The 12,638-nt window shown below is 34.2% G+C and carries 11 protein-coding genes; 2 read left to right on the plus strand and 9 right to left on the minus strand.

Features of this window, described 5'->3' with window-relative positions; all coding sequences use genetic code 11:
- Positions 1-101: 101 nt before the first annotated feature.
- From licT to ACFQ32_RS09060, 5 genes are all read right to left on the minus strand, one after another.
- Positions 102-944, minus strand: a complete 843-nt coding sequence (gene licT / locus ACFQ32_RS09040; RefSeq protein ID WP_046324388.1) for a BglG family transcription antiterminator LicT — start codon at positions 942-944, stop codon at positions 102-104.
- A gap of 376 nt (positions 945-1,320) precedes the next feature.
- A complete protein-coding gene (locus ACFQ32_RS09045) occupies positions 1,321-1,659 on the minus strand; it encodes a hypothetical protein (RefSeq protein ID WP_052724626.1) in 339 nt (112 codons plus the stop codon).
- A gap of 82 nt (positions 1,660-1,741) precedes the next feature.
- Positions 1,742-1,969: a DUF4918 family protein gene (locus ACFQ32_RS09050; protein WP_052724625.1), complete on the minus strand. Its 228-nt coding sequence runs from the start codon at positions 1,967-1,969 to the stop codon at positions 1,742-1,744.
- Between the two features lie 140 nt (positions 1,970-2,109).
- On the minus strand, positions 2,110-4,473 hold the full coding sequence (locus ACFQ32_RS09055) for an alpha-L-rhamnosidase (RefSeq protein WP_052724624.1): 2,364 nt from the start codon (positions 4,471-4,473) through the stop codon (positions 2,110-2,112).
- Between the two features lie 5 nt (positions 4,474-4,478).
- Positions 4,479-5,654 (minus strand): MFS transporter, encoded by a 1,176-nt coding sequence (locus ACFQ32_RS09060; protein ID WP_046324387.1) that lies wholly within the window; start codon positions 5,652-5,654, stop codon positions 4,479-4,481.
- A gap of 141 nt (positions 5,655-5,795) precedes the next feature.
- Between ACFQ32_RS09060 and ACFQ32_RS09065 the strand changes: the two genes are divergently transcribed.
- Positions 5,796-6,686: an AraC family transcriptional regulator gene (locus ACFQ32_RS09065; RefSeq protein ID WP_046324386.1), complete on the plus strand. Its 891-nt coding sequence runs from the start codon at positions 5,796-5,798 to the stop codon at positions 6,684-6,686.
- A gap of 95 nt (positions 6,687-6,781) precedes the next feature.
- On the opposite strand, the gene ACFQ32_RS09070 is transcribed toward ACFQ32_RS09065, so the two are convergent.
- The 4 genes from ACFQ32_RS09070 to rhaB form a co-directional block, all read right to left on the minus strand.
- Entirely contained in the window at positions 6,782-7,549 is a 768-nt protein-coding gene (locus ACFQ32_RS09070) for a sulfite exporter TauE/SafE family protein (protein ID WP_046324385.1), read from the minus strand.
- Positions 7,550-7,626: 77 nt separating this feature from the next.
- A complete protein-coding gene (gene rhaD, locus ACFQ32_RS09075) occupies positions 7,627-8,448 on the minus strand; it encodes a rhamnulose-1-phosphate aldolase (RefSeq protein ID WP_046324384.1) in 822 nt (273 codons plus the stop codon).
- Positions 8,449-8,473: 25 nt separating this feature from the next.
- The gene (locus ACFQ32_RS09080; RefSeq protein ID WP_046324383.1) at positions 8,474-9,742 is read right to left on the minus strand and encodes an L-rhamnose isomerase; all 1,269 of its coding nucleotides are present in this window, start codon (positions 9,740-9,742) and stop codon (positions 8,474-8,476) included.
- 193 nt (positions 9,743-9,935) lie between these two features.
- Complete coding sequence (gene rhaB / locus ACFQ32_RS09085; protein WP_046324382.1) at positions 9,936-11,408, minus strand: rhamnulokinase; 1,473 nt, start codon at positions 11,406-11,408, stop codon at positions 9,936-9,938.
- A 244-nt stretch (positions 11,409-11,652) separates the two neighbouring features.
- Here rhaB and ACFQ32_RS09090 point away from each other — a divergent pair, with 244 nt between their 5' ends.
- A complete protein-coding gene (locus ACFQ32_RS09090) occupies positions 11,653-12,624 on the plus strand; it encodes an AraC family transcriptional regulator (protein ID WP_046324381.1) in 972 nt (323 codons plus the stop codon).
- Positions 12,625-12,638: the final 14 nt, after the last annotated feature.

Raw genomic sequence — 12,638 nt, forward strand, 5'->3', positions numbered from 1 at the left:
TACCTTCTTCTTTATTTTATTAAATTGAAGGTTTGGCCAACTTAATGTTACCATCCAAATTTTTATTTTTATGCTGTCTCTCTATCTATCTTAAAAATGTTTTAATATTGCTTCGTTTTATAGACAACACGTTGAATATGAATTGTCAAATAAGCTTGTTCTTCACAAGGAACTTGATAAGCATATTTTTTTTGTAAATAATCGTCAATTTTTTCAACACAACTAAAAGCTGCTGGATATTTTTTTTGAACAATCTCTAATAATTCATCATCACTTTCTTGATAAGTTTTTTTTGAAATTACTCGTTGGGCAAAAAACTTAAGATGCGTAATAAACCTATAATAATAAACATCGTCTTCATCAAACTCGATACTAAAAACGTATTTGACAATCGATGAAATGTCTTGAATTAAATGAATAATTTCAAGAGTATTATCGAAATTTTCATCCATTTCCGCATTAATAAAATGAATAGCTAAAAATCCCGCTTCATCTTCTGGCAAACTAATACCAAGTTTTTTATTTATCATTTCTAATGCTTTCTCGCCTATACGAAACTCATCAGGATAAAAATGTTTAATGTCTAAAAAAATAACATTTTTTAAGGATATACCTTCCTTATAACGTATAATTGATGTATGAATATGATCAGATAAAGAAATGTAAATACTTTCGTTTAATGGCTTACCTAAATGCAATTTTGCATAGTCGATGATTTTAGATGAAAGTGTTAATTGTTCTAAAGGAATTTCTTCAATTAATTGTTGCAATTTATGACTTAAATCTTTACTATGCATTACGAAAATTTGGTAATTTCCATTATCCGGTAAGAAGTATCCCGCTTTTTTCTTATAAGCAATACCTTTTCCACAAATAACTTCTTCAACACCTTTTTCATTCTGGACAATTACTGCATTATTATTTAAAACTTTATAAATAATCACTCCTTTTTGCTCCCTTCCATAATGTCTCATACCATTCAAAAGTTAATTTTGATAGTTGCCAATAATCTTTATTCACTAGATTTTAACTATGAATCACAAATTAGATTTTTAAAACAAAAAATCCGTTCACAAACAAGAGTAGATTCTACTCATGTTTGTAAACGGGTTTAGCTTGTCAGAGACAATTACCATCCCACCATTAATGTATAGTTAAGTATAGCATCTCACTTTAAACAAAGCAAGCGCTTTTTTGTATTGCCCATTATCATCTTTTAAGAAAAAGATTGCAATCCTTTTATCTATTAGCGTAAAATTTTACTGCCGTTCCAGCCTTTCTAAAACCATTAATTTTCCTTCAGTTTAATTATTTATCACATCAATTCATAGTCTTAAAATCTTTCGTACTCCATAACCACAATGGATTTTGCAGGTCGGTTGGCACATATTCTGTACTCTGAAGTTCTTTTGTCCAAGCATTAATCACATAAGTTTGCACTTTAGAACTTTCCATTCGTTCTTTGGTTATTATGCCTAATTTATATCTTGCTTTGATTAAATGCTTGTCTGCAGTAATATAAATATTATTAGTGTTTTTTAAGGGAATTGCAATGTAGTTACTGAGAGCATAGAGCCAATAGTTACAAAGCATATTACCAGACAAGTATGGAAACTTTTTATTGGCAGCTTTTTGCATAAAATATCTGATTTTATTCACATCATCATCTAAATTGCTGGCAAAATTGAGGTAAAAGTCATGATAAAATTTGTTCCTTCCCTCTTATTTGTCTATGACATTATTAAAAAATAGAAGCTGCATTACTGACATGAAAATTTCCAATTAAGATTCCTATTTCTTTTTGGAGATTGGAACCATCTTCAAAGGGAACTCCCGTTATTGCCAATCCTCTTCTTGTTGGTGAACTGCCCAATATTAAGCGCCGCTTATTAGTGTCATTGAAATATTTTTGATAGAAAGTTTGAGCAAATTGCAAAACTTTATCTGAAAAAGTTTGTTTTTGTTTCATAAATGCCAGCTACCTATTAAGTTACAAAATTATATAAGCAAATTATAGTACATATGTTCGTAAACATACTAACCTTTTTGAAAAATTACATAAAATAAAGGATTAACCCACCATTTTGGACCAATCCTTTATTTATTGCATTAATATTCCCATTGATAAGTACCTGGTTTTACACTAATTCCGGTGTTTTGATTTTTGGCTTCAGGGTATTTCTTTAAAAAGCCAGCAGCATTTGGAAGATATACTATCGCTTGACAACCCTCAGGAATAGTAAATTCATATTTTCCATTCAGCAATTTTATTGTAAACAAGCCATTTTCACTCAAGTATTTCATTTGGAAATCATCAACAACACCTTTTATCTGAGGCTTAATTTCTACTTCCTTAAATCCAGGTTTAACCTCTTTTAGACCAACAACTTTTCTAATAAACCAGTCAAGAACACACCCCATCGCATAGTGATTGAACGAAAATGTTCCTGTTTTACCATCTGGTTGAATTCCTGCCCATGATTCCCAAATAGTTGTTGCACCATGGTCAACTTCATATAACCAAGACGGACATTTATTCTGGAGAAAGACCTTTCTGGCCAAATCAGTTTCTCCATTATCAACTAATACATCCAGCAAATAAGGAACAGATAAAAACCCTGTATCCAGGCAGTCATGATTATTATGAATTAATGCCACTAATCTACTTAGTAATTTCTTTCTCGTATTAGTATCACTAATCATATCAAATGCTAAGGCCAGAACATAACATCCCTGATAGTCGCTGGTTAATTTCCCGTCTTTGACAAATTTTTCAGTAAAGGCTTGCTTAACTTTATTAGAATAGGCAATATATTCGTCACCATTTTCACCTAAAACATTACTTATTTTAGCTAGAAGGTCAGAAGAATGAGCTAGAAAAGCAGTAGCAACTACATCTTTAGTTGCCTCAGCAGATTTCATTGGATTAGGATCTCCAATCATCATGCTTGGAAGCATCCAGTCACCATAATGAAATGTAGTATCCCAAATGTAGCGATCAATGCCACTCTTATGACCAGCAGCACTTTTGACGCTATAATTGTGCCACTTCTTCATGGCAGCATAATTTTCGGTCAAAACCTCTTTATGACCATATCTTTGATATAAAGTCCACGGCACCATTATAATTGCATCGCCCCAACCAGCTGAACTTAAGCTGCCTTTAAAATCTAACGTGCTTTGATAAAAGCTGGCAGGAGCCGGTGAGTAGTCAATAATTTCCCCGTTTTTTTGCTGATCAATCCGCACATTTTTTAGCCAGCGACGAATCAAATTTTCTGCGTTGTAGTAAAAAGTAGCAGCTGGTGCAAAGACTTGCATATCCCCGGTCCAACCAGCACGTTCACGCTGCGGGCAATCAGTTGGAATAGACAACATGTTTCCCTGTTGACTCCATTTAATGTTTTGTAGTAAACGATTTATTTGCCGGTTAGAAGTACTTATCTCACCAGTTCTTTTCATATCACTAAAAATAACTATCGCAGTCAAATCTTGAATATCTGCTTGCTCAAGGCCAGTGATCCTAATATATCTGAAGCCATGATACGTAAAGTCAGGCTCGAAAGTTGCCAACTTCCCAGCACCAATCACATGATCTTCCTGATCCTTATTACGACCAATGATATTTTTGAAGAAATGACCATCTTGGTCCAAAGCTTCAGTATGTTCAATCTTAATATCAACATCCTTTTTAAAAGTAGCTGTTAGCCGAATTCGTCCCGTTATAACTTGACCGAAATCAACTACTAACTTGTTTTCTTCTTGCCAAATCTTTTTTGCTGTTAAAGTTTGCATTCGTTTTACCAGCGGGCCAAATTGTGGGGCTAAGCGCTCATAATCTGCATCAATTACTTCTGCCTCTTGCGAAAAAGGAGTATTAGTAGCTAACTCATTTTTAATGCGCAGATCTTGTTTTTCACCGATAACGACATCTGCATAACGCCACTTGCCGGTACCAGCAGTAAAAGACTTATCCGTACCAATTTTTAAATAGCTGTGATCTTCATATTCAACAGTTAAGTCAGCTAGTAATGCTAACCGATCACCAAACTGACAACTTTCTCCTGAAACAGCGATTCTGCCGGCATACCAACCATCTGCTACAACTACTGTCAACACATTTTGCCCACTGACTAATAGATCTTTTATGTCATAAGTTTGATATAGTAAATATTCTTGGTATTGTGTATAATCTGGCGTAAAGATGGCATCACCAATCTTCTGACCATTTAAATATGCTTGATACAAGCCTTGTGCAGTAATCTCTAGTTTGGCAGAATTAATAGTTTTAGCTATATTAAAAATTTTCTTAAAAACTATTGGCGCATGTAGTCTTTCATCAACAGGCTTGGGAACTGGTGCCTTTTTGCCACCAAACATGTCAGCTAAAGAAAACTCTGGTTCTTTACTAACCTCAGCAAAATCTGAACTTATCCATTTTCCTAACCATTTATCTTCACTATTTTTAATCATTTCTACTATCCCTCTTTGACAGAATTAGACAAAACTTTTTTACCAAGATTTGTCAAAATACAAATAATACCAATTACAAAGCAACTTACACACCCAAAAGTAAAGGAACTTTCACCAACTTTAATGTGAAGTAAATTTAATAATACAGGACTAATAAAACCTCCTATAGAATTCATAAATTGGAAAAGCATCATTGATACTGCTAATTCATATTTATGTGAAAGGACAGACATATAAAACGGAATTGTGGACATAATCATAGACATGGCAAAACCTGAAAGGACACCGCCAATACCAATTAAAATAAGGTTATTGGCAATTCTTCCCAGTAAGAAGGTAACTCCCAAAGTAATGTAACCACCAGCAATTATTTTGTCCTTAAATACTTTGTTCAGATACTTTAAGCTAAAGCCGGCAATAAAACCGCCCGCTGTGCCGACAGCATTGATAATACCCGTAATACTAGTACTACCTAGTTCTTTTTGTCCAATAATAATTGACAGGTTAGTCGGATAGATTGTGTAAAGTATCCCCATTAGAAGAGTAACAAATCCTATCAGCCAGACATATCCATTTAAATGTTTTAAAATCCCAAAAATATTGCCGCTAGCATTCTTTTCACTACGGTCTACTTTATCATTCGGTAAGGCAAACAGCACTAGGAGAAAAACAAATATACCTAAAAGAAATACCCAATAAGAATTAACCCAATTCTTAGCTCCTAAAAGTCCACCGCCAAGCATCATTAAAATAGAGCCTAAACTATTCATCGCTGTATTCTTACCCATCATTGCATTTCTTTCTTCTCCTTCAAAAAAGATTGAAATGAGCATAGGAATTAAGGTGTTAACAAAGCCTAAGCCAAATCCCAGAATAAAAGCACATCCGATTAAAACATCAATGCTGCTATGAACTAATAGCGGTAATAAACCGCCCAACGTAGCTATTCCCAAACCAATTAACGATAACAATTTTTTTGAATATTTAACGGCCAAAGTTCCAACTACCACTGTGGCAATTAGTGTTCCTAAAGAAGGAACTGTTCCTATCATTTGAATTTTAGCGACAGGAACATCTGGAAAAGACTTTGTCATCGCCCCAAATGCGTTAGTGATTACTAAGAAGCTCATTGTTAGCAAGCTCATACTTAGAATACTTATTTTCATTTTTGTTTTATTCATAACGAATACCTCTTACATAATAACTTTCATTAATAGGCCTATCTCTTTAATCCATGGTCATATTAACAGCTTATTGTAAGTGCTTACAATACTGTGCTATGATAAGTTTGTGTGTTTTTATGACATTGAGGATTACCAAAAATGAAATTGATTAATTCTAATAAATTGCCTAAGCTTTCAAGAAATGATTTTTTTAAAATTCCAAATTTGGTTCGTTCAAGCAATATACCAAATTCTGAAAAAATCTTTGTGGTAAGCCACGATTTAGATATTCCTGTACCCTTTCATAAACATGATTTTTATGAATTTGTTTTTATTACTAACGGCATTGCTATTAGCAATATTAATAATAAAGATATCTACCTACTTCCTGATTCGTTGTTATTAATGAATTTACATAGTGCACACTCATTAAAGGTCAAAGATCCTAAGGCACAAGTAATCAATATTTGCATTAAACCGGAAATTTTTACAGGTGGTGTTTTTGCTGAATTTTTACAGCAAGACAATTATTTATGTAATTTTCTTTGTGATAAAGGTAATAACAGTTACCTCTATTTTTCCCCTACCAGCTTATCTAGATATTTACCTATAATTAACGGAATTTTATCTGAATATGTTACCAACAATTATCATTATAATTACGCAATGCTGGGGTTATTGCTCATCTTTTTTGACCAATTGAGTCATGAAAATTATTATTCTTACACTGGAATCGATAGCCTAAGTTTAAATGTCATATCAGCAATAAAAGATAACGTTCAAACTATCACTGTCCAACAATTAGCCCAAAATTTTGGCTACAGTACGGCTTACTTATCACGATACATTAAAAAACATACTGCACTAACTATTAAAGAAATTATTATGCAAGAAAAGATGAAACAAGCTAAAAAATATTTATCAGAAACTAATTATTCAGTTGAAGAAATTTCAAGGCTGGTGGGTTATAAAAGTGTCAGCTATTTTTTTAAAACATTTGAAAAGCAGAATAATGTTACTCCCGACCAATTTCGCAAAACAGTTAAATAAACTATGAACTTTTTTAAATTAAAACAGTGAATTAAGTATCCAAATTCGTACTTAACTCACTGTTTTTATAAGTCCTTAAGTGGAAAAATTTCATTTTAATCAAAATAAGCAGTATAAAATAACCAACCTGCTAAAACAATTGAAAAAGCAAAGGTAATCCAAGATACAATCTTTAAAGACAAGAACTTGATACTATATTGACCTATATAGCCACCGATAAATAAGCCAATTGCTAGCAATATGGCCATCATCCAGTTGACATGAGCACCAAAAATAAAAACAATTAAGGCTACCAAATTTGCTAAAGCACCTACAAGATCTTTCATAGCGTTAATAGTATAAAACTCATCATCAGATAGATAATTAATGCAAATCAAATGAATTACACCAGCAGCAGCTCCAAAATAACCAGAGTAAACCCCTCCTAGAAACAAACCAATATAGGCTAAAAAAGCCTTCCCTTTAGTTCTTTTTCTAGCTTCATTTTTATTACTATTTTTGCCACTTGTCATTATTAAACCAACCGCAGATAAAAGCACCAGAAACGGGACTATTTTTTCAAAGACTTTTCCAGGAAAAGAGATTAAAAGCAGTCCTCCTGCCACCGCGCCAGATAACAAGAAAAGACAGTAGAAGCTGAACTCTTGCCAATGGCCTTTCATTTTTTTGGCAGAAGCTAAAAGTACACCAGGGCCCGTAAAAATTAAAGCGGCTGTATTTGTGATATTCGCTGCAATCGGTGAACAGCCTGCTATTAATAAGGCTGGATAAGATACCAAAGATGCCATGCTGGCAACGGCAGAAATAATGCCTGAAATGATACCCATCAAAATTAAAAAAATAACTAATATTGGCATACTCATAATTGTTATCTCCCTTACACAAAGAAAGTCGAAGCTAACTAACTCCGACTTTCTTTTATATTCAACTCATTTTGCTCTTAATCTAAAAACCCTTCCCTGGGTGTAACATGGAAATACTTGGCAATTTCCACCAATTGCTTATCAGTTATTTCGTCTAACCTGTTACCACCCTGCGCTTGAATCGCTGTAAAGATAGTAGCCGCTTTTTCAACAGTTTCAATTAAACCGAAGCATTCATCCGGTGTGTCACCCACTGCAAATATGCCATGGTGTGGCCACATAACAACTCTAAAGCCATCCGCAACTTTAGCTGCTGTGTGCTCACCAATAACTGTAGTACCAGGTGTTTCGTAAGGAATAATTCCTATCCCCTCTGGCAAAACTGGCATTGATTCAGCTTGCATCTTCCAAATAGTTTTACTGAAATACTTTTCATCAAGTGGCTGAGTGAATGACATTGCAATCAAGTTGGTTAGGTGGCAGTGCATAACTACTCTTTGCCTGGGATCGAGCTTTAAACGAGCATAGTGATTCATTAAGTGAGTTGGAAATTCACTTGTGGGCAAAGCGCCATCAGTGTAACCCCAAACAATTTCACCTTTTTGGCCATCAGCACTAATACGAACTAAACCCAAATCTTTTTCGGTATTTTGGAAAACATTCCTAAAATAGCGTCCTGTGCCTGTGACTAGAAAATACTGCCCCTTCAAACAACTAGCGTCAAAGCCAAGATCAAAAACTCTTTTTACTTCTTTAACGTCTTCATATTCCTTTAGTTCTTCAGGAATAATGCGGATACTCATATTGCCGCCATTGCGCTCATCCCAACCATTGTCATAGCTTTGACGAGTGATATTACACATATCTTTAACAAATGTTGAATTGATAAACTTAGCCATTATTTAATCTCCAGAAACTTTCTTATTAATTTCTCTTAAATTGAACGTTCTTTTCATAATCCTTAAGTTCTTGATACCAATCCATCCCTACGGGAACATTATTTCTTAAGCAGAATTCATCCCATACAGCACCAAATGGGAATGACTTTAATTCTTCAGTTTCTGCTAAGCGTAGGGTATAGTCATAGTGATTTTCTGCATCTTTTAATTGGTCGATTGGAGCCAGCAATGCCAAAAGCAGAGCTTTTTGTGCTGAACGAGTACCAATCACCCAGGCAGAAACGCGATTAATTGAGGCATCAAAGAAGTCTAAGCCAATAACTGTCTTGGATAATAAATCATCTCTGACCAAAGCCCGCATCATTTTAATTAACATGTCATTCATTGCAGGTACGTGATCACTGTCCCAGTGAACCGGACGAGATAAGTGTAAGAACATGCCCTTGCCAAATGCCAAGAATGATGACAGGTAATCAGAAGGATCCTCAGCTTCATGGAAGTGACCAATATCCATACACCAATCTTTACCTCTTGTTAAAGCATAGTTGTTGTAAAAGAGGTGAGAACCAACTGTGTAACTTTCAACACCGGTACCAAACAATTTGCCTTCATATGATTCCATGGTGTTCTTTTCATCATATTTCTCTTCGTTAATTTGATCTAATGAATCAATCAAACGCTCACGTGGATCCAATCTACTGATAGGTTCATCCTTCATACCATCCATAATCCAGAAGTTGTCGATCGATTGTGCTTTTTGCTCTTCGCCAAAGTAATTAGAAATTGCACGTGCATTTTTACCAACTTGAATCCAGTAATCGCGAACGCTTTTTTCAGGACTTGCTAAAGTCATATTTTCTTTTACTTTAGGACTTGAGAAAAATGTCGGATTGAAATCAAGGTAAATATCATTTTTCTTTGCCCAGTCAACCCAGAACTTAAAGTCTTCTGGTCCAACTTCAGACACATCCTTCTTTTTACCATCAGTCACAGCGTAAATTTGGTGCAGTTGCAATCTTTGCTTTGCAGGAATTAACTTAAAGGCTTCATCCAAGTCATTAGTTAATTCTTCAGGTGTTCTTGCAATGCCAGGGTAATTACCCGATACGCCAATTCCTCCAGACAAAGCAGCATCTGGTGTTAAGAAGCCATGGATATCATCTCCTTGCCAGCAAGGAAGAGATACACGAATATTTTGTAACTTCTTTAAAACCTTTTCTGTATCAACACCGACTTCTGCGTAACGTTCTTTAGCAACTTGATATGCTGTTTCAACTGCTTTTTCACTAACCATCGTTATTCTCCTTTTATTTAAAAAATACTTATAAACATAAATAACTAGACTATCCCTTGAATTTGCATGCATAGGTCTACTGTAAGGTTTGCTTACTGCACAAATTTTCGTTCAAGTATCGTGGACAATTGCATATGATTTTTATGATGCATTCTGACACTGATTTTATTTTTTACTTTAGCCGGGCCCACTCTTATATTGCTCCACCTCGGTTAGCTGTGTGCAAAAAGTTAATGTAGTCATCAAGGGTTCCTAAATACTTACCTTGTTCAGGTTTAAAATGCTTAATTGCAAATGAATCTTTAATAATTTGTCGCGCCGCTGAAACATTTGCAACATCGTTTCTGGTAATCATTTGAACTGCTAAATTACCGATTGCTGTAGCTTCACTTGGTCCAGCGTAAACATCGATGCCAGCAATTGTGCTCGTCAACTGATTTAGCAAGGCAACGTTTGATCCACCACCAACAATATTCAAAGTATCAATTTGGTATCCTATAATATGATTTAATTTTTGAATTTCATAAGCATAAAATAAAGCTAAATTGGAGTAAATCGCCATAGCTATTTCACCAGGTGTTTTTGGAACTCTTTGGCCTGTTTCTTGACAATAAGCTTGAATTTCTTGGATCATATTTTTGGGATTGACAAAACGTTCATCGTTAATATTGATAAATTGACTAAACGGTTTAGTTTTGCTTGCTAATTGCGCTAATTCACTGAAGGAATACTTGTCATTAAAATCACGTTTTACACATTGAACCATCCACAGCCCCATGATATTTTTTAAAAATCTATAGGTGCCATAAGCGCCCCATTCATTAGTGTAATTTTCTTTATATGCATCTGGACCATTTTCTGGAACATTGAGTTCTGTTCCCAGAAGCGACCATGTGCCTGAAGAAATATATGCCCAATGATGTCCTATTCCAGGAGTGCCGACTACAGCTGAAGCTGTATCATGGGTTGCGACTGTAATCACATCAGTATCAGGCAAATCATAACTTTGAAATTCTTCTCGCTTCAGTTTACCAAGCGGGGTACCAGCATCAACTAATTTAGGAAATTGATCCTGTCTCACATTAACTTCTTGTAGCAGATTCTGATCAAACAAGCCTTCTCTGAGACTCAACATTTGTGTAGTTGAAGCATTTGTCGTCTCTAAAACTGCTTTCCCGGTGAGAACATATCCAATATAATCAGGAATCATCATGATCTTATCCGTTTGAGCCAGAAGTTCTTTGTTTTCCTCAAACAACTGGTATAGAGTATTGAAATCCAGAAATTGGATTCCTGTCTTTTGATAAATCTGTCCCTTAGATACTTTAGCTGTTAATTCCTTAATCGCATTCGTGGTTCTCTTATCACGATAGCTAATCGGATCATCAAGCTTATTTCCATCTTTTCCTACTAGAACATAGTCAACTGCCCAAGTATCAATTCCTAAAGAAACTTTACTAAAGCCAGCTCTTTTTATTTTTTGCAGACCTAATAAAATCTCTTTGATAATATGGTCAATATCCCAGCGGTCATGTCCGTTTTTTAAGGTAAAACCATTTTTAAAACGATGCATTTCTGTTAAGACCATTTTGCCATTTTTTAATTGACTTAGCATCAGACGGCCACTTGAAGCACCAATGTCTACCGCTACATAGGTCTTGGTCAATTATAATCACCTCACTTTCAAACCTTACAGTTATATTTATACGTTAAAATGTCACCGCTTACAATGACATATAAGGTTGCGTATTGTATCATATTGGTAGGTCTATTTTGATTTGAAATATTTATTCATTAGTTTTATAGCACCATAACATAAGTATTAATTACATTTATTTATAAACTTATCTATTCTGAAGATAATATCAAATAACAATATGATAGGTAGTTATATTTGAGGTAGTAAATGGATGAACAATGAATTACTAAGCAAACTAAAAGAACTAAATCCGGTGGAAAAAAAGCAATATAATGAACAACTTTTTATTAATGACTTTAACGATAAAACCTTGCTACATGCTTCAGACAAAAAATTTGTCCCTATTTTTACGGAGGAATTTTTTAAAGGTAAAAATATATATGTCAGTAAGCACAACCGCTTTGCGCCCTATCCTAAACATACCCATACATTCTTGGAAATGAATTATATGGTATCTGGAAGTGCCAAGGAAAAAGTGAATGGTCATACCATTTATTTAAACCAAGGCGATATTTTATTATTAGGTGTCGGCACTACCCATTCAATTGCTACTCTGGGTAAAGATGACATTTTGATAAATATTATTTTCAGAAATAATATTAGTTTCTCTTTAGAAAATTTAAGAATCATTGGCAAGACCAAGAATGTTCTGTCCAGCTTTATTTTGGCCAATGACAACTCTCATGATTTTATGATTTATAGAAAAAAGCATACTGAATCATCAATTCGCCAAATAGCCAATTTAATAATTGAAGAATATTACTTTGACAAAAATTTTTCTGATAAGCTGATTGACAGTTACCTCAATTCGTTATTGATATTGTTATCAAGAAATACTAACATCCATTCTGACAAGATTTTAAAAGAAAACACTCCCGATATTATTCTGTATATTTTAAAAGAAATATCTGCTAACAGTGCCAACATTTCTCTATCTTATATTGCAAAAAAGACCAATTATAGTCGCTCTTACTTAGGCAATTTATTTAAGAAAACTGTGGGTAAATCTTTTTCAGATGCACTAACTGAGCAACGGCTACTAGATGCATACAACCTACTTAATTCAACTAATTTGTCAATTTCTGATATTATTCAAAAGGTAGGGATTTCAAACAAAACTTTCTTTTACCAAAAGTTTAAGAATAAATTTAACTGCCTTCCTAGTGAAATTCGCTATTTTTAAATAAAAAAGGAGGA

It is taken from the genome of Lactobacillus melliventris (assembly GCF_042679465.1).
In the GTDB taxonomy this organism is placed as follows: domain Bacteria; phylum Bacillota; class Bacilli; order Lactobacillales; family Lactobacillaceae; genus Lactobacillus; species Lactobacillus melliventris.